This window comes from Candidatus Eisenbacteria bacterium (assembly GCA_016235265.1).
Lineage (GTDB): Bacteria > Eisenbacteria > RBG-16-71-46 > RBG-16-71-46 > JACRLI01 > JACRLI01.
In genome coordinates this window covers 42,163-63,536 of record JACRLI010000015.1, presented here as the reverse complement: position 1 = coordinate 63,536, position 21,374 = coordinate 42,163, and the positions used below count along the sequence as shown (strand labels likewise).

Annotated in this window: 20 protein-coding genes; all 20 read left to right on the top strand. The window is 72.7% G+C overall.

What is annotated here, in order from left to right:
• Window position 1 precedes the first annotated feature (1 nt).
• The 20 genes from HZB25_08385 to HZB25_08290 all read left to right on the top strand — a co-directional run bounded on the left by HZB25_08385 (window position 2) and on the right by HZB25_08290 (window position 21,246).
• On the top strand, window positions 2–418 hold the full coding sequence (locus HZB25_08385; protein MBI5837247.1) for a PTS mannose transporter subunit IIAB: 417 nt from the start codon (window positions 2–4) through the stop codon (window positions 416–418).
• On the top strand, window positions 390–869 hold the full coding sequence (locus HZB25_08380; GenBank protein MBI5837246.1) for a PTS sugar transporter subunit IIB: 480 nt from the start codon (window positions 390–392) through the stop codon (window positions 867–869). The genes HZB25_08385 and HZB25_08380 overlap by 29 nt, the downstream gene beginning before the upstream one ends.
• Complete coding sequence (locus HZB25_08375) at window positions 866–3,010, top strand: DUF1926 domain-containing protein (GenBank protein ID MBI5837245.1); 2,145 nt, start codon at window positions 866–868, stop codon at window positions 3,008–3,010. The genes HZB25_08380 and HZB25_08375 overlap by 4 nt, the downstream gene beginning before the upstream one ends.
• Window positions 3,007–3,729 (top strand): PTS sugar transporter subunit IIC, encoded by a 723-nt coding sequence (locus HZB25_08370; protein MBI5837244.1) that lies wholly within the window; start codon window positions 3,007–3,009, stop codon window positions 3,727–3,729. Before HZB25_08375 ends, HZB25_08370 begins: the two co-directional genes overlap by 4 nt.
• 2 nt (window positions 3,730–3,731) lie before the next feature.
• A complete protein-coding gene (locus HZB25_08365) occupies window positions 3,732–4,472 on the top strand; it encodes a hypothetical protein (GenBank protein MBI5837243.1) in 741 nt (246 codons plus the stop codon).
• Window positions 4,462–4,728 (top strand): HPr family phosphocarrier protein, encoded by a 267-nt coding sequence (locus HZB25_08360; protein MBI5837242.1) that lies wholly within the window; start codon window positions 4,462–4,464, stop codon window positions 4,726–4,728. The genes HZB25_08365 and HZB25_08360 overlap by 11 nt, the downstream gene beginning before the upstream one ends.
• Before the next feature lie 3 nt (window positions 4,729–4,731).
• Window positions 4,732–6,513, top strand: coding sequence for a phosphoenolpyruvate--protein phosphotransferase (ptsP, locus tag HZB25_08355; GenBank protein MBI5837241.1), 1,782 nt, complete (start codon window positions 4,732–4,734; stop codon window positions 6,511–6,513).
• The gene (locus tag HZB25_08350; protein ID MBI5837240.1) at window positions 6,510–7,016 is read left to right on the top strand and encodes an SIS domain-containing protein; all 507 of its coding nucleotides are present in this window, start codon (window positions 6,510–6,512) and stop codon (window positions 7,014–7,016) included. Before ptsP ends, HZB25_08350 begins: the two co-directional genes overlap by 4 nt.
• Window positions 7,013–7,588 carry a hypothetical protein gene (locus tag HZB25_08345; protein ID MBI5837239.1) on the top strand — a complete coding sequence of 192 codons (576 nt, stop codon included), beginning with the start codon at window positions 7,013–7,015 and terminating at the stop codon, window positions 7,586–7,588. The genes HZB25_08350 and HZB25_08345 overlap by 4 nt, the downstream gene beginning before the upstream one ends.
• On the top strand, window positions 7,578–8,570 hold the full coding sequence (locus HZB25_08340) for an NTP transferase domain-containing protein (GenBank protein MBI5837238.1): 993 nt from the start codon (window positions 7,578–7,580) through the stop codon (window positions 8,568–8,570). Before HZB25_08345 ends, HZB25_08340 begins: the two co-directional genes overlap by 11 nt.
• 50 nt (window positions 8,571–8,620) lie before the next feature.
• Window positions 8,621–9,781: a methionine adenosyltransferase gene (locus tag HZB25_08335; protein MBI5837237.1), complete on the top strand. Its 1,161-nt coding sequence runs from the start codon at window positions 8,621–8,623 to the stop codon at window positions 9,779–9,781.
• Window positions 9,782–9,902: 121 nt separating this feature from the next.
• A complete protein-coding gene (locus HZB25_08330; protein MBI5837236.1) occupies window positions 9,903–11,180 on the top strand; it encodes an adenosylhomocysteinase in 1,278 nt (425 codons plus the stop codon).
• A gap of 334 nt (window positions 11,181–11,514) precedes the next feature.
• Complete coding sequence (locus HZB25_08325; GenBank protein ID MBI5837235.1) at window positions 11,515–11,967, top strand: hypothetical protein; 453 nt, start codon at window positions 11,515–11,517, stop codon at window positions 11,965–11,967.
• A gap of 68 nt (window positions 11,968–12,035) precedes the next feature.
• Entirely contained in the window at window positions 12,036–14,330 is a 2,295-nt protein-coding gene (locus HZB25_08320; GenBank protein ID MBI5837234.1) for a DNA translocase FtsK 4TM domain-containing protein, read from the top strand.
• Between the two features lie 78 nt (window positions 14,331–14,408).
• A complete protein-coding gene (gene rimO, locus HZB25_08315) occupies window positions 14,409–15,758 on the top strand; it encodes a 30S ribosomal protein S12 methylthiotransferase RimO (GenBank protein MBI5837233.1) in 1,350 nt (449 codons plus the stop codon).
• Window positions 15,748–16,506, top strand: coding sequence for a hypothetical protein (locus HZB25_08310; GenBank protein MBI5837232.1), 759 nt, complete (start codon window positions 15,748–15,750; stop codon window positions 16,504–16,506). Before rimO ends, HZB25_08310 begins: the two co-directional genes overlap by 11 nt.
• A 7-nt stretch (window positions 16,507–16,513) precedes the next feature.
• Entirely contained in the window at window positions 16,514–17,296 is a 783-nt protein-coding gene (gene bamD / locus HZB25_08305; protein MBI5837231.1) for an outer membrane protein assembly factor BamD, read from the top strand.
• The gene (gene nadD / locus HZB25_08300; protein MBI5837230.1) at window positions 17,293–17,889 is read left to right on the top strand and encodes a nicotinate (nicotinamide) nucleotide adenylyltransferase; all 597 of its coding nucleotides are present in this window, start codon (window positions 17,293–17,295) and stop codon (window positions 17,887–17,889) included. The genes bamD and nadD overlap by 4 nt, the downstream gene beginning before the upstream one ends.
• On the top strand, window positions 17,886–20,600 hold the full coding sequence (gene polA / locus HZB25_08295; GenBank protein MBI5837229.1) for a DNA polymerase I: 2,715 nt from the start codon (window positions 17,886–17,888) through the stop codon (window positions 20,598–20,600). The genes nadD and polA overlap by 4 nt, the downstream gene beginning before the upstream one ends.
• Window positions 20,587–21,246: a dephospho-CoA kinase gene (locus tag HZB25_08290; GenBank protein MBI5837228.1), complete on the top strand. Its 660-nt coding sequence runs from the start codon at window positions 20,587–20,589 to the stop codon at window positions 21,244–21,246. Before polA ends, HZB25_08290 begins: the two co-directional genes overlap by 14 nt.
• The last annotated feature ends 128 nt before the right edge of the window (window positions 21,247–21,374 follow it).

Sequence of the window (21,374 nt, the reverse complement as noted above, 5' to 3'; positions counted from 1 at the left end):
GATGGTCCAGGCGCTGATCGTGGCCCACGGCGACCTCGCACGGGCCCTGCTGGAGACCGTCGAGTCGCTGACCGGGCCGCAGCCGGGGGTGCGGGCGCTCTCCAACCGGGACTGCAACCTGCCCGACCTGGTGGAGCGCATCCGGGAAGCCGCCGGTGCCATGGGCCCGGGCCCGCTGTTCATCTTCGCCGACCTGCTCGGGGGCTCCTGCTCCCAGGCCGCGCGCATGGTGGTCGAAGGCCGCCCGGAGTGGCGGCTGGTCACCGGCGTGAGCGTGCCGATGCTGGTCAACTTCTTCCAGAACCGCGACACGGCCGAGCCGGCGCGCATTCTCGAGCTGCTCGTGGACCGCGCCCGCGCGGGAGTGCGGGTGTTCCCGGAGGGCGGCGATGCCGTGGATCCTCGTCCGGCTGGATGACCGCCTGCTCCACGGACAGGTGGCGGTCGGCTGGGCGGGAAGGCTGAAACCGCGCGCCATCGTGATCGGTGACGACTCCCTGTCCGCCTCCGACCTGGGCCGCGAGCTGGCCGAGGCATCCGCGCCCCCCGGGGTGGAGGTGCGCGTGGTTCCGCTGCTGGAGGCCGTGGCGCTGCCCCCCGCGGAATCGGACGGCGCGTTCCTGCTTCTCCGCGGCCCCGCGGAGCTGCTGCGCGCGGTGCGCGCGGGCGCGGACCTGCCCCGGGTGAACGTGGGCGGGCTGCACGCCGCGCCGGGCCGGGTGCGCATCCTCGACTACTTCCACGCGGATCCCGGCGAGGCCGCCGCACTGCGGGAGGCGGCGGCCGCGGGCTGCCACCTGGCCGCGCAGGACGTGCCGGGCAACCCGGAGCACGAAGTATTGACCCTTCTCCTCAAGGCGGGACTGTGAAACGCGTCTCCCTCATCCTGGCCCTGCACAATCATCAGCCCGTGGGCAACTTCGACCATGTGTTCGAGGAGTGCACCCGGCGCTCGTACCTCCCGGTGCTCGACACCTGGGCCGAATTCCCCCACGTGCCGCTGAGCCTGCACAACTCCGGGATCCTGTGGGACTGGCTCGGGGCGCACCACCCGGAGTACCTCGGGCGCGTGGCGGCGATGGTCTCGGCGGGGCAGCTGGAGCTGCTCACGGGCGGCTACTACGAGCCGATCCTGGCCGCCATCCCCGACGCGGACAAGGTGGGGCAGGTGCGCAAGCTGAGCGCGTTCCTGGAATCGCGCTTCGGCGCCCGGCCCGAGACGCTGTGGCTCACCGAGCGGGTGTGGGAGCCGGGGCTGCCCGCGCCGCTGGCGGAGGCCGGCGTGCGCGCGGTGCTGGTGGACGACGAGCACTTCCACGCCGCGGGTGTGCCGCACCGCGACCTGGCCGGCTGCTTCCGCACCGAGGAAGGCGGCGGCTCGGTGGGGGTGTTCCCGATCCTCAAGGAGCTCCGCTACCTGATCCCGTTCCATCCCCCGGAGGAGACCCTTGCGTTCCTGCGCGACTGGGCCGACGACAGCGGCGAGCGCGTGGCGGTCCTGGGCGACGACGGCGAGAAGTTCGGGGTGTGGCCCGGCACCCACAAGTCGGTGTTCGAGGAAGGCTGGCTGCGCCGCTTCCTGGAACTCCTCTCGGAGCAGCGGGAGTGGCTCGAAGTGACCACGCCCTCCAGATGGATGGCCGCTCACCCCCCGCGGGGGCTGGTGTACCTGCCCACCGCCTCCTACACCGAGCTCACCGAGTGGGCCCTGCCCACCGCGGCGCAGTCCGAGCTGGCGGAGGTGAAGCGGCGCACCGCGGGCGTGCCGGGGGTGGAGGGCTTCCTGCGCGGCGGCTTCTGGCGCAATTTCCTGTCGAAGTATCCCGAGAGCAACCGCATGCACAAGCGCGCGCTGGACCTCTCGCGGCGCATCCATGAGCTGCCCGACGGCCGGCGCGAGGCCGCGCTGGACCCGCTGTGGCAGGCGCAGTGCAACTGCGCCTACTGGCACGGCGTCTTCGGGGGACTGTACCTGCCGCACCTGCGCGACGCCGTGCACCGCAGGCTGCAGCAGGCCGAGACGGCGCTGGACCAGGCCCGCGGCCTGGCGCTCTCCGCCCGCGAGGTGGATCTCTACAACGAGGAGGGGCGGGCCTGGGTGCTGCGCAACGCGCACGTGAGCCTGGGAGTCGCGCCGGACATGGGCGGCATGCTGTTCGAGTGGGCCGACGCGCGCACCGGGCACGACCTGGGCAACACCCTGGCGCGCCGCGCCGAGGCCTACCACCACAAGGTCGCCGGGGCGGTGTATGGCGCCTCGCAGGGCGGCAGCGTGAGCCTGGAGACTTCGGCCACGGCCAAGGAGCCCGATCTCGAGAGGCTGCTGGTAGCCGACCGCCTGCCGCGGGCGTCGCTGCAGGACCACATCCTCGCGCCGGAAACCTCGCGCGAGGATTTCGCGCGCTCCGCGCACGAGGAGTGGGGCGAATTCGCGGGTCTCCCGTACGCCGCCGAGCTGGACTGGGACCGCGGCAAGGTCTCGATGGAGCTGCGCCGCCGGGCGTGGGCCGGGCCGGCCCGCGCCACGGAGCTCGAGATCGTCAAGCGCATCACGCTGCGGGAGGACGATCCAGGCTTCGAGGTGCGCATCGTGGTGAGCCACGTCGGGGGGGTGCCCATCGATGCGCGCTTCGGCGTGGAGTGGAACCTCACCTTCCTGACCGGGGAGGCGGACGACCGGTGGGCCGACTTCTTCGAGGCCGGCGGCCGCGAGCGCATGGGCGCGGTGCGCGGACTGGCGGGGGTGCGGCGCGTGCGCGCCGCGGACGAGTGGCTGGACCTGGCGGTGGAGACGACGGTGGAGCCCGCGGCCGGGGCGTGGACGTTCCCGGTGGAGACCGTGTCGTACTCGGAAGCCGGCTTCGAACGCGTGTACCAGGGCACCTGCGTGCTGTTCCTGTGGCCCCACCGCCTCGCCGCCGGGGAGAGCCTGGAGCTGCGCGTCGAGCCGCGCCACGGGCACGCGGCGGCCGCGCCGGCCGCGGCGGCCGCGCGAGGCGATTCCGCGTGAGCCCGGCCGGCCCGCTCGGGAACCCCGCCCTGCTGGGGGCGGAGTTCTTCGCCCTGGGCGCGCTCCTGGGCGCCGACCAGGTGGCGGGCCCGCAGTGGATGCTGTCGCAGCCGCTGGTGGCGGGGGCGCTCGCGGGTGCCCTGACCGGCGAACCGCGCATCGGCCTGCTGGTGGGCCTGGTGGCGCAACTGGCGTGGAACGGGGCCGTGCCCGTGGGCAGCCGGCCCAACCCGGATGTCTCCGGCGGCACGCTGGCGGGGGTGCTGGCCGCCTCGGCCGTGGCGCCCGGCGAAGGCTGGCTGCGGGCCGCCGTGGCCGGCGCCGCGGTGGCGCTCGTCGTCGGCTGGCTGGGGGCGTGGCCGGCCGCCTGGAACCGCCGCTGGAACTCCCGCTGGACCGGCTGGGCGCTGGCGGCGCCTTCGGATCGGGAATGCGCCCGCCGCGTGGATTCCGCCCAGCGCTTGGGCTGGCTGTGCACCGCGGGGCTTTCCGGCACCTGGGTGCTGGCGGCCGGTGCGGCCGGGACGTGGGGCGCGGGCGCGCTGCTGGCCTGGATTCCCGCGCGGGGCGGGGCGGGCGGGGCGCTGCCGGCCCTGGCGTGGGGCCTGGGACTGGCGGCGGCGGCGCTGGCTTTCGGCGGGGGCGCGCGGCGCGACTGGATCTGGGCCGCCGGGGGGGCGGCGCTCGCCGCGGGGCTCAAGCTGGCGGGAGCGCTGTAGCCGTGTGGTGGCGGACGTTCTTCCTGCAGGCGGCCTGGAGCTACGCGCACAAGCAGAACCTGGGCTTTGCCTCGCTGTACCGGCGGCTGGCCCCCGGCACCCGCGTGGGGCCGGTCCGGCTGCTGGAGCCGTTCAACACCAACCCGGTGACCAGCTGCTTCGTGCTGCCCTACCTGCGCCGGCTGGACCCGCCCGGGCGCGCTCCGGATGGAGCGCCTGTCGCGGGAGTAGTCGCGCCGCCGGGGCCGGACCCGGCGATGGAGGAATTCCTGCGGGCGCGGGGATTCCTGGCCACTTCGTTTGCCGCCACCGGCGACCGCCTGGTGTGGTATCTGTTGCGTCCGGCGGCCGGGCTTCTGGGCGCCGGGCTGGCGTGGTGGACGCAGTCGGCGGCGGCCGGCGCGGCGGTGCTGGTGGCCGCCTACGGGCTGCCCCAGCTGGCGCTGCGCGCCACGCTGTGGCGCGCGGGGGCCGGGGGCGCGTCCCCGGCGGGCTGCCTGAGGGTCCTGACGGCCCGGGCCGAGCGGGTGCGCCGGCTGGGACTCGCCCTGACCGGGTTCCTGGCGGTGGCGGCGGCCGCGCGCGGCCCCGGGTGGGACCCCGAGGGTGTGGGATGTCTGCTGGTTTCGTTCGCTGTTTCCCTGGTCGTGTTGCGCTGGAAGCCGCGCGCCGGCACGCTGCTGGCGCTGGGGCTGCTGGCCGCGGCCGTGTTCCTGAACCGCGGGATGCCACGTGTATTCTGAAGATGTCACCATCGAAAACGAGCTGGGTCTGCACGCGCGTCCCGCGGCGCTGTTCACGCGCACCGCGACCCGGTTCAAGTCCGAGGTGTTCGTGACCAAGGACGGGCAGCAGATCAACGGCAAGAGCATCCTGGGCGTGATGATGCTCGCCGCCTACCAGGGGACCGTCCTGAACATCCAGGCCGAGGGGGAGGATGAGCGCGAGGCGGTCGCCGCGCTGGTGGAGCTGGTGAAGAGCAAGTTCGGGGAGCGCTGAGCCATGAGCCCAAGATCCGCGACATTCGAGGGGGTGGCGGCGTCACCGGGCATCGCCATCGGCACCGTGTTGACGCTCTCCTGGGACGACATGCGCGTGCCGGAGCGCAGCATTCCGGCGGAGAGCGTCGAGGCGGAGGTGCAGCGCTTCGAGGCGGCCCTGCTCGAGGCCGGGCGCGAGCTGGGCGAGATACGGGACGCCTACTCGAGCGAGATGGGCGAGGAGGCGGCGCAGGTGCTCGACGCGCAGCTGCTGCTGCTCACCGACGTCATGGTCCGCGACGCCACCGTGGAGGACATCCGGCGGGAGCACAAGAACGCCGCATTCCTGTTCAAGAAGGTGCTCGCCTCCGCGCGCCATCACCTCGAGAACGTGGCCAATGAATACATGCGCGAGCGGGCCACCGACGTGATGGACGTGGAGCGCCGGGTGCTCCACCACCTGCTGGCGCGGAGTGCGCCGGGGCTGCGCGACCTGAGCGAGCCGGTGGTGCTGGTGGCGCGCGACGTGCCGCCCAGTGAGACGGTGCTGATGCGGCCCGGCCAGGTGCTGGGCTTCGCGCTGGAGTCGGGGGGACGCACCTCGCACTCGGTGATCGTGGCGCGCTCGCGCGGCATCCCCGCGGTGGTGTGCGTGCCGGGGATCTGCCGCGCCGTGCGGGACGGCGACACCCTGGTGCTGGACGGCAATGAGGGCCGCCTCGAGCTGAACCCGGACGAGGCGACGCTGGAGCGCTACCGGCGCAAGAAGCGCGAGTTCGAGGAGTTCGAACAGCGGCTGGAGGCGACCCGCAGGCTGCCCGCGGTCACCATGGACGGCCGCCGCATCGCGGTGATGGCCAACATCGAGACCCCGGACGAGGCCGGCGAGCTGCGGGCCCGCGGCGCCGAGGGCGTGGGCCTGTACCGCACCGAGTTCTTCTACCTCGACCACGCCTCGCTGCCTTCCGAGGAGGACCAGCTCCGGGCCTACCGCAGGGTGGCCGAGGCGGTGGCGCCCGACCCGGTGGTGGTGCGCACCATCGACGTGGGCGGGGACAAGGTGGCGTCGTACATGGGCGCCACGCCCGAGGAGAATCCCTTCCGGGGCTGGCGCGGCATCCGATACTCGCTGGCCCACGAGGATATCTTCCGGGTGCAGCTGCGGGCCATCTACCGCGCCAGCGCGTTCGGGCAGCTCCAGATCATGATCCCCATGGTCACGCAGGTGGGGGAGGTGCTCCGCACCCGCGAGCTGTGCCGGCAGGTCATGGAGGAGCTCACCCGCGAGGGCCACGCGTTCGCCGCGGACGTGCCGCTGGGGATCATGGTGGAGACCCCCGCGGCGGTCCTGATGGCCGATCACCTGGCGCGCCACAGCGACTTCTTCAGCATCGGCTCCAATGACCTGCTCCAGTTCACGCTGGCGGTGGACCGCGGCAACGAGCGCGCCTCGAAGCTGTATGAGCCGCTGGATGTCGCCGTGTTGCGCGCCATCCGGCTGACGGTGCAGGCGGGCCACCGCCGGGGCTTCCCGATCTCGGTGTGCGGCGAAATGTCCAATGACCCGCTGGCGTGCGTGGCGCTGGTGGGCCTGGGCGTGGACAAGATCTCCACCAGCCCCTTCGGGCTTCCCAGCATCAAGAGCATCCTGCGCTCCATCGCCTACGAGGAGGCGCACGAGTGGATGGAGGACGCGGTGCGCCTGGAGTCGGCCTCCCAGGTGCGCGCCTTCCTCACCGAACGGCTGCCGCAGGCCACCGAGATCCTGAGCTGGGGCACCGTCCCCGGGAGGAAGACTACATGAGCGCGCCGCGATCCCTGGACTCCCTGGACCTCGCCGTCCTGGATCCCGCCTCCATGCACCGCCGCATCGCGGGGCTGGCCGTGGATGCGCGCCACGCCCACGAGGCCGCCGCGGGGCTCGACTGGACCGCCCGCCCGCGGCCGCGCGCGCTGGCGGTTTCGGGGATGGGTGGCTCGGCGATCGCGGCCGACCTGCTGCGCGGCTACCTCGAGGAGGAGCTGGAATTCCCGGTGGCGGTGGTGCGCGACTACTCGCTGCCCGGCTGGGTGACGCCCGACTGTCTGTTCGTGGCCTCGTCGTATTCGGGAAACACCGAGGAGACCCTGGCGGCCTACCTGGAGGCGCGCCGCCGCGGGGTGCCCCGCGTGGCCCTGTGCTCGGGGGGGCGCCTGGCTGACCTGGCCAACGAGGACGGAGTGCCGCGCGCCTCGTACCCGCCCGGGTACCCGCCGCGCGCGCCGCGCTGGCGTGGTCGTTCTTCACCCTGCTGGGGGTGTTCGTGAAGCTGGGGCTGGTGGGCAACCGCGATCGGGAGGTGGCCGCGGCCATCGGGCGCCTCGAGGCCGCGCCGGCGGAGCTCGGGCCCGACGTGCCCGAGGCCGCCAACCTGGCCAAGCGCGTGGCCCGCGGCCTGCATGGCCGGATCCCGGTGATCTACGCCGCGCAGCGGCAGCTGGAGCCGGTGGCGCTGCGCTGGCGCCAGCAGCTCAACGAGAATGCCAACACCCTGGCCCATCATGGGGCGCTGCCCGAGCAGAACCACAACGAGGTGGTGGGCTGGGAGTGCCCCGCGGGGCCGCTGGCCGCCACCGCCGTGGTGGCGCTGCGCGACCGCGGCGAGCATCCCCGCGTCCGGGCCCGTTTCGAGCACGTGCTGCCGCTGGCGGAGGCCGCGGGGGCCCGGGTCGCCGCCGTGGAAAGCCGCGGGGAACGCCTGCTGGAACGCCTCTTCTCCCTTGTTGTCACGGGGGATTGGGTCAGCTTATACTTGAGCTTTCTGAACGGAGTGGATCCCACGCCCGTAACCAAGATTGACGGCCTCAAGAGCCGGCTGGAGCAGATCCGTGCCACTTAGCGACGTCCGCGCCATCATCCCGGTGGCCGGCGTGGGCACCCGACTCCGGCCCCACACGCATACTGTCCCCAAGGCGCTCATCAACGTCGCGGGCAAGCCCATCCTGGCTCATATCCTGGATGACCTGTCCGCGCTGGGCGTGGGGCGGGTGGTGCTCATCGTGGGGCACATGGGTGACCGCATCGAGACCTACGTGCGGCGCCACTACGGGCACCTCGAGACCGAGTTCGTGGAGCAGCCGGACCCGCGCGGCCTGGGCCACGCGGTGTACCTGGCGCGCGCGGCCGCCTCGGGCGGGCCGGTGCTGATCGACCTGGGCGACACCATCATCCGGGCCGACCTGTCGCGCCTGGTGCCGGGCGCCCCCAGCATGCTGGGGGTAAAGGAGGTCGCCGACCCGCGGCGCTACGGGATCGTGGAGCTGGTGGAGGGGCGCGTGAAGCGCCTCACGGAGAAGCCCGACAAGCCGGCCAGCAACCTGGCGCTGGTGGGTTTCTACTACCTGAAGGATTCGGCGCTGCTGTTCGAGTGCCTGGATGAGCTGATCCGCCGCGACGTGCGCACCCGCGGCGAGTACCAGCTGACCGACGCGCTGCAGCTCATGCTGGAGCGCGGCGAGACGATGCTGCCGCTCCCGGTGGACGCGTGGTTCGACTGCGGCTCCCCGGAGACGCTGTTGCTGGCCAATCGCGAGTTGCTGGACCGCGGCGCCCCCGCGCCGCACCTGCCGGGCTCGATCGTGGTGCCCCCGGTGTTCGTCGCCCCGGATGCCACGGTGGAGGGCTCGATCCTGGGGCCGCACGTGACCGTGGCCTCGGGCGCGGTGCTGCGGGGGTGCTCGGTGCGCAATTCGATCGTGAACGAAAACGCCCACGTGGAGGACATCTTCCTCGAGGACTCGGTGATCGGCGAACGGGCGCAGGTGCGCGGCCGACGCAAGCGGCTGAACGTCGGGGACTCCTCCGAGGTGGAACTGAGCTGACGCACCCGCGCCGGTCCCGGCGCGGGGTCGAATCGACAAGGAGCATGAGCATGGCGGACGCGAAGCAGCGCTACTTCTTCACCAGCGAGTCGGTGACCGAGGGCCATCCCGACAAGATGGCCGACCAGGTTTCCGACGCGATCCTGGACTCGCTCCTCGAGAAGGATCCCAACAGCCGCGTCGCGGTGGAGAGCCTGCTCACCACCGGGCTGGTGCTGGTGGCCGGTGAGGTGACCACCAACGCGTACATCGAGATCCCCGAGATCGTGCGCAAGACCGTCCAGGACATCGGTTATGACGACGCCGCCTACGGCTTCGACTGCCACACCTGCTCGGTGCTCACCGCCATCCACTCGCAGTCCCCGGACATCGCCATGGGCGTGGACCGCGAGGGCGCCGGCGACCAGGGGCTGATGTTCGGCTATGCCACCGACGAGACCCCCGAGCTGATGCCGCTGCCCATCGCGCTGGCGCACCGCCTGTGCCGCAAGCTCGCCGAGGTGCGCAAGGGCAACATCCTCCCGTACCTGCGCCCGGACGGGAAGAGCCAGGTCACCGTCGAGTACGAGGACGGCCGGCCGGTCCGGGTGGACGCGGTGGTCGTCTCCTCGCAGCACGCCGAGTACGCGCGCGACCTGACACACGAGAAGCTGCGCCAGGACGTGGTCGACAAGGTGATCAAGCCGGTGATCCCGGCCCGGTTCGACGACGGCGAGATCAAGTACCACATCAACCCCACCGGCCAGTTCGTGCAGGGCGGCCCGGCGGCCGACACCGGTCTCACCGGGCGCAAGATCATCGTGGACACCTACGGCGGCATGGGCCGCCACGGCGGCGGGGCGTTCTCGGGCAAGGACCCCACGAAGGTGGACCGCTCGGGCGCCTACATGGCCCGCTACGTGGCCAAGAACATCGTGGCCGCGGGCCTGGCGAAGCGCTGCGAGATCCAGGTGGCCTACGCCATCGGGGTAGCCGAGCCGGTGAGCATCCGCGTGGACACCTTCGGCACCGGCGCCATCTCCGAGCAGGAGATCGAGCACCTGGTGCGCAACCGGTTCGACTTCCGGCCGCGGGCCATGATCGAGACCCTCAAGCTGCGCCGCCCGATCTACCGCGCCACCGCCGCGTACGGCCACTTCGGCCGCGACGAGGAAGGCTTCACCTGGGAGATGACCAACGCCGTCGCCGACCTGAAGGCGGCGGTCAAGTAACACCGCCGGGGCCGGGCGCGCGATCGCCCGGCCCCGCGCGCGCAATCGCAGCCCCGGTTCCCGCCGGGCGATGCAACCCCAGGGGCGCGGTCCGCCGCGCCCCGCAACACGAAGGACCGAGATGGCCAGCCAGACCACCCCGCAGACCCACCACGTCGCCGACCCCGCCCTCGCCGCCGCGGGCGTTCAGCGCATCGAGTGGGCCGACCGCTTCATGCCCGTGCTGCGCGGCATCCGCGCCCGCTTCGCCAAGGAGAAGCCGCTCCAGGGAGTGCGCGCCGCCGCCTGCCTGCACGTGACCACCGAGACGGCCAACCTCATGCGGACCCTCAAGGAGGGTGGCGCGGAGGTGTACCTGTGCGCCTCGAACCCGCTGTCCACGCAGGACGACGTGGCGGCCGCGCTGGCGCTGCACTACGGGATCCCGACGTTCGCCATCAAGGGCGAGGACAACGAGAGCTACTACTCGCACATCCGCGCGGTGCTGGCCCCCGGCCCGCACTACACCATGGACGACGGCGCCGACCTGGTGACCGTGCTGCACACCGAGCGCAAGGAACTGCTGCCGGGCGTGAAGGGCGGCACCGAGGAGACCTCGACCGGGGTCATCCGGCTGCGCTCCATGGAGAAGGAAGGCGTGCTGGCCTACCCGGTGATCGCGGTCAACGACGCCAAGACCAAGCACTTCTTCGACAACCGCTACGGCACCGGCCAGAGCACCATTGACGGCATCGTGCGCGCCACCAACGTGCTGATCGCCGGCTCCACCTGGGTCATCGCCGGCTACGGCTGGTGCGGCCGCGGGCTGGCGATGCGCGCGCGCGGCATGGGCGCCAACGTGATCGTCACCGAGATCGATCCTCTGCCCGCGCTGGAGGCCGTCATGGACGGTTTCCGGGTGATGCCCATGGCCCAGGCCGCGCCGCTGGGCGACGTGTTCGTGACCGTCACCGGGAATATCCACGTGATCCGGCAGGAGCACTTCGACCGGATGAAGGACGGCGCGATCGTGGCCAACAGCGGTCACTTCAACGTGGAGCTGGACCTCGAAACGCTGGGCAAGTCGGCCACGCAGCGCCGCCAGGCCCGCCCGTTCGTGGAGGAGTTCCTGCTCCAGGGCGGCAAGCGCGTGTTCGTCCTGGGCGAGGGCCGCCTGATCAACCTGGCCGCCGCCGAGGGCCACCCCGCGATGGTGATGGACATGTCCTTCGCCAACCAGGCGCTCTCGCTGGAGTACATGAAGAAGGAGGCCGCGAAGCTGCAGAAGAAGGTGTACGTGGTCCCCGCAGAGATTGACCGGGAGATCGCCCGGATCAAGCTCGAGACCATGACCACGAGCGTCGACGTCCTGACCCCCGAGCAGGTGAAGTACCTGGCCAGCTGGCAGGAGGGGACGTAGCGCCCCTCCGCACCGCCGGGGCGGGTGAGGTCACCGCCAGGGATTTACATCTTCGGTCGCGCGTGCTACAGTTTCTCAACACATTTTGCCGGGGAGGTGAGGGGCGGATCGCGCGGGGCGCGGCCGCCCCGCTGCATTCCCGGAACCCACATCGGCCCGCCCGTGCGGGCCCGCAGCAAGGCCGCGGGGCCCGCCCGCTGCGCCCCGGCATCCCCGGTTGCCGGTGAGGCGCGCCGGGCCCCCGCGCCCTCTTCCAAGGGAATTCCACCGCACCGGCCCCGGCCGGGTGGACGCGGTGGTCGCGGACCGCGGATGCCCACGCGGAGGTCCCCCCGTGACTCGCTATGCCGCCATGATGGTGGTGCTGCTCGCGGCGCTGTGCCTGGCGTTCGTGGCAGACTCCTGCGAATCCAACCGGCGCGTGCCCGGTCACCCCGTGTCCCGGGCCGGGGCCGAGGGCGCCGACGCCGGTCTCACTCCCGCCGTGATCCGCGCCGACATGCTGGGATCCGAGGCGTTGCGCGCCATCGAGGATGAGGGGCGCCGGGAGGCCATGGCGCTGCGCCGCAGTCTGTTGCGGGCGCCGGACGGCAGCGATCGCCGCGCCCTGGAACAGGCGGCCCGGGAGCTGCGCCGCGAGACGCAGGCCCGCCTCCTCGAGACCCAGGCCGGGGTGGCCCGGCTCTCCGGGGATGAAGAAGCCGCCCGCCAGGCCGAGCACCGGCTTCAGTTGATGCAGGACCCCGCCTCCAGGGGTGGCGCCGGACCTCCCGCTGGTGTAAAGTAGCCAGCCGGGGCGATTCCAGCCCCTGCAGGACCCTCGAGGGCCCCTGACGCCATGGAGGACGTCGCGCGATGCCAGCCTGGGAACTCTCCGACCGTCGCCAATCCCAGATCCTGGGGGTGCTGCTGCTGGCCCTCGGCGCGCTGACGGCCGTCTCCCTCTTCACTTACGACATCGCCGACTGGCCCCACGCGCTGGGGACCGGTTATCGCAACGCGTGCGGCCCCGTGGGGGCCCTGTTCGCGTTCGCGCTGCGATTCATCTTCGGCAAGCTCGCGGTGTGGGCGGTGCCGGTGGCCCTGTTCGCCTGGGGCTGGAATCGCCTGCGGCAGAACGAGGCCGGGGAGCTGGCGGTCCGGACCGCCATCGGCGCGGCCATCCTGGTCACGTTCGTCACGCTGGTCGCGCTGTGGGTTCCGGAGGCCTGGACCGGCCGAGTGGGCGGCGCGCTGGCGGGAGTGGTCACCGGCGTGCTCAGCCGCGTGGGCAGCGTCATCCTGCTGGGCACGCTGCTCACGGTGCTGCTGCTGGTGGCCAGCGAGGTGGGCTTTTCGCTGGTGGCCCAGGGCATGGGCGCCGCGCTGCGGATGCCGCTCCGGCTGGGAATGGGACTGGCCGAGAGGCTGCGCCCCGGCAGCCGCCGGGCGCCCCGCCGCCGCGCGGAGAAGCCCGCGCGGGGCGACGAGCGGGACGAGAAGGGCGGCAAGCCCGGCATGAAGATCGTCCGCGAGCCCGGCGCGGCGCGCGCCGCGGCGGAGGCGGACGACCTGGACCTGGAAGAGATCGCGCCCGGGCCGCCCGCGAAGAAGCCCGCGCCGCAGATCCACCTGCCCTTCAGCGGCGGGGCCCGGCCCAAGCCCGAGAAGCCCCGGGAGAAGCCGGCCGCCCCGATGCCGCCCGCCGTGGTCACCTCCGGCGACCTGCCGCCCACCACGCTGCTGGCCGAGCCCATCGTCAGCGGCGAAGTGCTCACCGAGGCGGAGCTCAAGGCCAAGGCGCAGGTCCTGGAGCGCACCCTGGCGGAGTTCGACGTCCTGGCCCAGGTCAGCGAGATCCACCCCGGGCCGGTGGTCACCATGTTCGAACTGGAGCCGGGCCCCGGAGTGAAGGTCAGCCAGATCGTGACCCGCTCGGACGACCTGGCGCTGGCGCTGCGCGCCAAGCGCATCCGCATCCTGGCTCCCATCCCGGGAAAGGCCGCCGTGGGCATCGAGGTGCCCAACCCCAACCCGCAGACGGTCTACGTCCGGGAGGTGGTGGAGACGGAAGCCTTCCGTTCCGGTCAGGGCCGGATGCCCATCGCCATGGGCAAGGACACCACCGGCAAGGTGTTCACCACCGACCTCACCAAGGCGCCGCACCTGCTGGTGGCCGGCGCCACGGGCTCGGGCAAGAGCGTGGCCATGAACGTGATCATGGCCAGCCTGCTGCTGCGCCACTCGCCGGCAACGCTGCGCCTGCTCCTGATCGACCCCAAGATGCTGGAGCTCACCGGCTACAACGGCATTCCACACCTGCTGTGGCCGGTGGTGACCGCGGCCAAGCCCGCGGCCCGCGCGCTGCGCTGGGTGGTCTCCGAAATGGAGCGCCGCTACCGCACCCTGGCCGGCAGCGGCGCGCGCCACATCGACACCTACAACGCGGCCGTGGCGCAGAAGGGCGAGGGCGAGAAGCTGCCCTACATCGTGGTGATGGTGGACGAGCTGGCGGACCTGATGCTGACCCTGCCCATGGAGATCGAGGAGCCCATCGCGCGGCTGGCGCAGATGGCCCGCGCGGTGGGGATCCACCTGATCGTGGCCACCCAGCGGCCCTCGGTGGACGTGATCACCGGCGTCATCAAGGCCAATTTCCCGTCCCGGATGAGCTTCCAGGTGGCTTCCAAGGTGGACTCCCGCACCATCCTCGACATGAACGGCGCGGACACCCTGCTCGGCAACGGCGACATGCTGTTCCTGCCCGCCGGCCAGCCCGAGCCCGTCCGCATCCACGGTGCCTACATCTCGGAGGCCGAGGTGGAGGCGCTGTCGCGCTTCTGGCGCGAGCGCGCCCCGCAGGGCCCGCCGGAGCCCCCGGTGGACCTCGGACGGGAGGGCGGCGGCACCGAGGAGGGCGTCTCCGAGGAGGATGACGTGGACGACGAGCTGGTGGCCGAGGCCGCCCGCATCGTGATACTGTCCCAGCGCGGCTCGGTCTCGCTGCTTCAGAGGCGCCTCAAGATCGGCTACTCGCGCGCCGGCCGGATCATGGACAAGCTGGAGAGCCTCGGCGTGGTCGGCCCCTTCACGGGCAGCCAGGCCCGCGAGGTCCTGGTGGACGAGCGCTACCTCGAGGAGCAAGGCCTCGGACGCAAGTCCGGGGTATAGCCCGGCTCCCGGGAGCGCCCGGCGGGCCGTCCGGCCGCGCCGCGCACCTCATCCCTTCGGAAGGCTGACCACGGCACCGTGACACCCACCCCCCGGAAGACCCGACCGGCCGGCCCCTCGCGGGTCGGCTTCGTCACGCTCGGCTGCCCCAAGAACCTGGTGGACAGCGAGCGCATGCTGGGGCTGCTGTCCCAGGCGGGCTTCGAGGCCACCGGCGAGCTGGGTTCGGCCGACGTGGCGGTGGTCAACACCTGCTCCTTCATCGACGCGTCCCGGCAGGAATCGGTGCAGGCCATCCTCGAGGTGGCCGAGCTGAAGAAGACCGGCAGGTTGCGCCGGCTGGTGGTGACCGGCTGCCTGGCGCAGCGCTTCGGAGACGAGCTGCGCCGCGAGATCCCCGAGATTGACGCGCTGCTGGGCACGGGCACCGAGGAGGCGGTGGTGGACGCCTGCCGGACCGAGGGCGGCAGCCCGGGCGGGGTGGGGGCGGCCGGCGCGCGGTGGACCTCCAACGTGCCGCGGGCGCTGTCCACGCCGCCGCACATGGCGTACCTCCAGGTGGCCGACGGCTGCAGCCACGGCTGCGCCTTCTGCATCATTCCCGACCTGCGCGGCAAGCAGAAGGGCCGGCCGGTGCAGGACCTGGTCCGGGAGGCGCGGGGGCTGGCGGCCTCCGGCGTGCGGGAACTCAACCTGATCTCGCAGGACCTCACCGCGTATGGCGAGGACGTGCCCGGGGGCGCCGGGCTGGCGACGCTGCTTCGGGAACTGGCGCGCGTGCCGGGTGTGGAGTGGTTGCGGCTGCTGTACACGCACCCCGCGCGCTACACCTCGGAGCTGGTGGAGCTGCTGCGCACCGAGCCGAAGATCTGCAACTACGTGGACATGCCGCTGCAGCATATTGACGACGCGGTGCTGGCGCGCATGCGCCGCCGGGTCACCGGGGCGCAGACGCGCCACCTGCTGCGCGCGCTGCGCGCGCGGGTGCCGGGCATCGCGGTGCGGACCACGTTCATCGTGGGCTCCCCCGGGGAGTCGGAGGAGGAGTTCGCCGCGCTGCGCGACTTCGTCCGCGAGGCGGAGTTCGACCATCTGGGGGTGTTCGCGTATTCTCCCGAGGAAGGCACGCCGCTGGGGGTGGCCCCCGGGCAGCTGGCCCCGGGCGTGAAGGAGGCCCGCCGGCGGGAGATCATGACCTTGCAGCGCGGGATTTCGCTCCAGCTGCACCGTCGCATGGTCGGCGCCCGCGCGCGGGTGCTGGTGGACCGGGTGACGGGGCGCGACGAGGCCGTGGGGCGCAGCGAGCACCAGGCCCCGGAAATCGACGGCGTAACCATCGTGCGCGGACGCGGGCTGGAAGCCGGCGAGTTCCGCGACGTGACCCTGGTGGAGGCTCGCGCGTATGACTGGGTGGCCGATGCGAACTAGCAGCTGCAGCCTCGCGCTGGCGGGGCTCCTCCTGGGGCTCTCGGGCCCGCAGCCCGCCCGGGCCGCGGGGCTTCCGGCCGCGGAGCGGCTGACCTCCAACTCCGAGATGCTGCGACGCGCGGTGCGCGGCGCGGTGGACTCCATGGTGAGCGTCATGCCGCTCGGTCCGCGGGACGTGGTGGTGATCCTGCCCGCCGCGGGCCAGCGTCCCGAGTGGGCGCTGGAGAACGAGATCGCGGAGCTGCTGCAGCGCCGCGTGGCCCGGCTGAGCTTCCACGGCGCGCTGTCCGACACCGCGGAGAGTCCCGCGCCGGCCGACAGCGAGGCCGAGGAGGACTCCGCCGCCTCCGCCGCCAGGCAGGCGGCGCGCCGGCGCCTGGCCCTCGACCGCAGGCCGCTGGATCCCAACGCCAGCCTGCTCGAGTACCGCGTCGCCGGCCTGAACCTGGGGTACACCGACCTGCACAAGAGCCGCCTGTTCGGTCCGGGCGAGGTGGACCGCCTGGCGACCGTGTCCCTGGGGCTCCGCCTGATGGCGCCCGACGGGCGCCTGCTGTGGTCCGGGCACGGACGGGGCGCGCTCTCCGACCGGGTGCCGCAGGCCCGCCTGGGGGAGGTCGAAGACCGGCTGTTCAGCATCACGCCGCCCTCGGTGCCCGACAAGAGCCTCTCGCGGCTGCTGGAGCCCGCCATCGTGGTGGGGCTCGTGACCGGCCTGGTTTTCCTCTTCTACACCAACCGGAACTGACGCCCCCATGTCCAAGTTTTCAAAGGTCTTGAGACGCTCGCTGCCGTCCGCCGCCGGGATCGCCCTGGCGGCGCTCCTGGCCGGCTGCGGGGCCACCGCGGGTGTGGTCCACTACGCCCCCGGCGAGGAGGCGTTCGTTGCCGGCAAGGAACTGTACCAGACCGGCGACCTGGGCGAGTGCGCCCGCGCGCTCAAGGCCTACCTGGATGCCACGCCGGGCGGGCCCAATGCGGAGGAGGCCTCCTACCTGATCGGCGTGGCATATTCCCGGCTGGGGCAGCACACCATGGCCCAGGTCGAGCTGCGGCACTTCCTGGACGTGTACCCGGCTTCGCCGCGTCTGCCGGAGGTGGAGTACCAGCTGGCGCTTTCGTACTGGGAGGACTCCCGCCCGGCGGCCTACGACCAGGAGAAGACCGTGTACGCGCGCGCGCAGGTGCAGCGCTTCCTGGTGCTGTACCCGGAGAGCCCGCGGGTTCCGGACGCGAAGAAGCTGCTGGAGGCCACGCGCGACCGGCTGGCCGAGAAGGAAGTGCTGAACGCGCGATTGTACACGCACCTCAAGCAGCCGGGCTCGGTGGTGTTCCACGCACAAAAGGTACTGACCGAGTTCGCGGACTCCCCGTGGGCCGCGGAGGCGCTGTACCTCAAGGGGCTGGGCCTGGAGGAGTGGGGCAAGGACGCAGAGGCCCGGCAGGCCTGGGAGCTGCTGGTGAAGGAGAAGTCCGGGACCGAGTGGGCCGAGAGGGCCCGGGAGAAGCTGGCCAGGACGGCCCTGGAACACCCATGAAGCTGGGCCTGTTCGGGGGCACCTTCGACCCGGTGCACCGCGGGCACGTCGAGGTCGCCGTACGCGCCCGCGAGGACCTCGGGCTGGACCGGCTCCTGTGGGTGGTGGCGGGGGACCCGCCGCACAAGCGCGGGCTGCCGCTCAGCCCCGCGGTCCACCGGCTCCGGATGGTGGAACTCGTCGTGGCCGGCCTGCCCGGCATGGATGTCTGCGAGGCCGAGACGCTCCGTCCCGGCCCGCACTACACCGTCGAGACCCTGCGCGCGTTCCGGGCCCTGCTGCCCGGGGCGCGCATCGTGTTCCTGGTGGGCGCCGACAGCCTGCTGGACCTGCCGCGCTGGCGCGACCCCGGGGCTCTGCTGGCCTCCGGCGTGGCGGCCGTCCCGCGCCCCGGCTTCGATGTGCGGCGCGTGCCCTCCTGGGTGCGGCGGCGCGTCACCCTGCTGCGTCGCCCCTGCGTGGACCTGGCCGCCACCGCGTTGCGTTCGCGGCTGCGCGCGGGCGCCGGGGTGGGGGATGCCCTCCCCGCGCCGGTGGCCGCCTACGTCCGCGCCCACCGGCTCTACCGCGGGGGTGCGGGAGGCCCCCGGTGAAGCTGCTCCTGGTGGACGGCATGGCGCTGCTCTACCGCGCCTACTACGCCCTGATCCGCCGGCCGCTGCGCGACTCGCAGGGGCGCAACACCAGCGCCATCTTCGGCTTCGCGCAGGTGATGCTGAGCCTGCTGGAGAAGGAGCGCCCCACGCACTGGGCGGTGGCCTTCGACACCGCCGCGCCGACCTTCCGGCACGACCAGTACCCCGACTACAAGGCCCACCGTCCGCCCATGCCCGAGGACCTGGTCCCGCAAATTGACGAGGTGAAGAAGCTCCTCGAGGGGCTGCGTGTGACGCTGCTGCTGCGCGACGGCTTCGAGGCCGACGACCTGATGGCGGCACTCGCCCGCCGCGCCGCCGCGGAGGGCGCGGACGTGCGCCTGTACTCCGGGGACAAGGACCTGCTGCAGGTGGTGGACGCGCGCGTGCACGCGCTGCTGCCGCGGGGCAGCGGCGAGGAGGCCGGGGAGATGGGCCCGGAGCAGGTGCGCGCCTCGTGGGGCGTGGACCCGGGGCACATCATCGACCTGCTGGCGCTCATGGGTGACTCCTCCGACAACGTGCCCGGCGTGCGCGGGGTGGGCGAGAAGACGGCGGTGAAACTGATGAGCCAGTTCGGCAGCCTGGACGCCGTGTACGAGCGGCTCGAGGAGGTGATGCCGCCCTCGCTGCGCGAGAAGCTGCGCGCCGGGCGCGAGGACGCCTACTTCTCGAAGCAGCTGGTGACGCTGGATCTCGAGGCGCCGGTGGAGGCCACGCTGGACTCCCTGGCAGTGGCCGAGTTCGACGCCGCGAGGCTCGCGGAGCTGTGCCACGGCTGGGAGTTCCGCCGCTTCGAAGCCCGCTTCCGGGAGTTGGCGGGCGGAGGGGCGCCGGCGGTCGCCGGAGGTCCGAAGTCCGGGCCCTCGCCCGGCGCTGCGCGCGCCGAGGCGCCCGCGTCCCTCCTCCATCACCCGGTCGAGGAGCGGGCGGAGGACCCCACCGCCGCGGAGCGGGTCTTTCGCGCCTGGCTGGCCGAGCCGCGGGTGGCGCTGGAGATCACCGGCGCCGGCGCGGGCGCACTGGGGACGGAGCCCGAGTGGATGATCCTGGCCACACCCGTGCGCCGCGCGGCGGTGCACTGGCGGGCCGTCTCCGCGCACGGCGCCGCGCGGCTCGCGGCGGCCGAGTTCTTCGGCGCGGGGCCGGAGCTGGTGCTGGCGGACTCCAAGAGCGTGGCCCACGCGCTGCGCCGCGCCGACCTGCCCGGTCCGCGCACCGGCGACGACCTGGCGCTGGCCGCCTACGTGCTGGAGATGCGCGGTGCCGCGCGCGCGGCGCTGCTGGAGGCCGCCGCCGGGGACGAGACCGCCCCCGGGGAGAACTTCTCGCTGGGCCTGGAGACGGCGGCGCCCAGGCCCGGGCCCCGGATGGAGCGCGCCTGGGCGGTGCTCTCGAGGCGGCTCGCCGACGGGCCGCGCCTGTGCGGCGCGCTGGAAGCGCGCGGGCAGCTGGAACTGTACCGCGACCTGGAGGTGCCACTGGCGCGTGTGCTGGCCGAGATGGAGGAGGCCGGGGTGCGCGTGGACACCTCGGTGCTGGCGGAACTCTCGGGGCGCTACACCTCCGAGCTGCGCGCCCTGGAGGCGGAGGTGCATGCGCTGGCCGGCGGCGAGTTCAACATCCAGTCCTCGCGCCAGCTGGCGCAGGTGCTGTTCGAGAAGCTGGGGCTCCCGCCGGGGCGGAAGACCAAGACCGGGTTCTCCACCGACAGCGACGTGCTGGAGGAGCTCTCCGGGGCGCACGAGCTGCCCGGCCGCGTGCTGCAGTACCGCCAGCTTTCGAAGCTCCTGTCCACGTACGTGGACGCGCTGCCGGCGATGGTGGATTCCTCCACCGGCCGCATCCACGCGCGGTTCCACCAGACGGTGGTTCCCTCGGGTCGTCTCTCGAGCAGCGATCCCAACCTCCAGAACATTCCCATCCGCACCGCGCAGGGCCGGGAGATCCGCCGCGCCTTCGCCGCGGAGCCGGGCTGGAGGATGATCTCGGCCGACTACTCGCAGATCGAGCTGCGCATGATGGCGCACTTCTCGGGCGAGCCCGCGTTCCTCGACGCCTTCGCCCGCGGGGAGGACATCCATGCCCGCACCGCCTCCGAGGTGTTCGGCGTCGCGCCCGGGGAAGTGAGCGGCGAGCAGCGCGGCCGGGCCAAGACCATCAACTTCGGGCTGATGTACGGCATGGGCGCGCAGACCCTGGCCCGCCAGCTGCGCATCCCGCAGAAGGAGGCCGCCGACTACATCGCGCGCTACTTCGAGCGCCTCCCGCGGGTGCGCGCGTTCCGGGAGCGGCTGCTGGAGGAGGCGCGCGAGAGCGGCCACGTGACCACCCTCTTCGGGCGGCGCATCGGGGTGGCCGACCTGCGCAGCGCCGACCGGCGAGCTTCGGCGGGGGCTGAGCGGGTGGCGCTCAACGCGCCGCTGCAAGGCTCGGCGGCCGACCTGGTGAAGCGCGCCATGCTGGACCTCGACGCCGCCATCCGCGAGCGCGGGCTGGCGGGGCGGCTGCTGATCCAGGTGCACGACGAGCTGGTGCTGGAGGCCGAGGCGGACGTGGCGGACGATGTGGCCGCGCTGGCGCGCTCCTGCATGGAGGGAGCCGCCCGGTTGGACGTGCCGCTGGCGGCCTCGGTGGGCACGGGGGACAACTGGTTTGAAATCCACTGATCGCGGCAGCCTGTGCGTGGGGGTGAGCGGCTCCGCCGGCTCCGGGAAGTCCACGCTGTGCCGTCTGTGGACCGGGCGCGGCGCGGGCTGCCTGGACGCCGACGCGGTGGGCCAGGCGCTGCTGCGGGCGGGCTCGCCGGTGTTCGCCCGGCTCGTGGAGGCGTTCGGCCGCGACGCGCTGGGACCGGACGGCGATTTCGACCGGCGCCGTCTGGGCGCACGGGTCTTTGCTGACAGAATGGAGCTGCAGAAGCTAAACTCGCTGGTGCACCCGCCCCTGATCGCCGAGCTGCACCGGCGCCTGGAGGCGTTCCGCGCCGCCCCGGGCCCCTCGCGCGTCCTGATCCTGGACGCGGCACTGCTGGCCGAGTGGGGGGATGCCACCCTGTACGATCGGCTGGTGGTGGTCACCGCGCCCCGCGCGGCGAAGCTCGAGCGCTTGCGCGCCCAGCGCGGCCTGGACGAGGCCGCCGCCGCGGCGCGGCTGGACGCGCAGATGCCCGATGCCGGGCGGGTGAAGCTGGCCGACCACGTGGTGGTCAACGACGGCGACCTTGTGCGCCTGGAGCGGGAGGCCGCAAGGCTGTGGGACGAGTGGCAGGGGTGGCTCGCGCGCGGCGGGCTCCCGGAAGGAAGAGGGAACTGACAGTAGGCGCCGAAGGCCGGGGCTTGGCCGGCGGGAGCTCCCCGCCGGACGCCCCGGGCGAACCCGAAGGACCTGAGCAAGGACTCCCACGTGCCGGATATTTCCTCGCTGCGCCAGCATTACGAGAC

What these genes read in the sequence shown, in the direction of transcription:
- HZB25_08385 (MBI5837247.1), top strand. Translation starts at nt 2, where the DNA reads ATGGTCCAGGCGCTGATCGTGGCCCACGGCGACCTCGCACGGGCCCTG.
- HZB25_08380 (MBI5837246.1), top strand. Translation starts at nt 390, where the DNA reads ATGCCGTGGATCCTCGTCCGGCTGGATGACCGCCTGCTCCACGGACAG.
- ptsP (MBI5837241.1), top strand. Translation starts at nt 4,732, where the DNA reads ATGAGCCCAAGATCCGCGACATTCGAGGGGGTGGCGGCGTCACCGGGC.
- HZB25_08350 (MBI5837240.1), top strand. Translation starts at nt 6,510, where the DNA reads ATGAGCGCGCCGCGATCCCTGGACTCCCTGGACCTCGCCGTCCTGGAT.
- HZB25_08335 (MBI5837237.1), top strand. Translation starts at nt 8,621, where the DNA reads ATGGCGGACGCGAAGCAGCGCTACTTCTTCACCAGCGAGTCGGTGACC.
- HZB25_08330 (MBI5837236.1), top strand. Translation starts at nt 9,903, where the DNA reads ATGGCCAGCCAGACCACCCCGCAGACCCACCACGTCGCCGACCCCGCC.
- HZB25_08320 (MBI5837234.1), top strand. Translation starts at nt 12,036, where the DNA reads ATGCCAGCCTGGGAACTCTCCGACCGTCGCCAATCCCAGATCCTGGGG.
- HZB25_08310 (MBI5837232.1), top strand. Translation starts at nt 15,748, where the DNA reads ATGCGAACTAGCAGCTGCAGCCTCGCGCTGGCGGGGCTCCTCCTGGGG.
- bamD (MBI5837231.1), top strand. Translation starts at nt 16,514, where the DNA reads ATGTCCAAGTTTTCAAAGGTCTTGAGACGCTCGCTGCCGTCCGCCGCC.
- nadD (MBI5837230.1), top strand. Translation starts at nt 17,293, where the DNA reads ATGAAGCTGGGCCTGTTCGGGGGCACCTTCGACCCGGTGCACCGCGGG.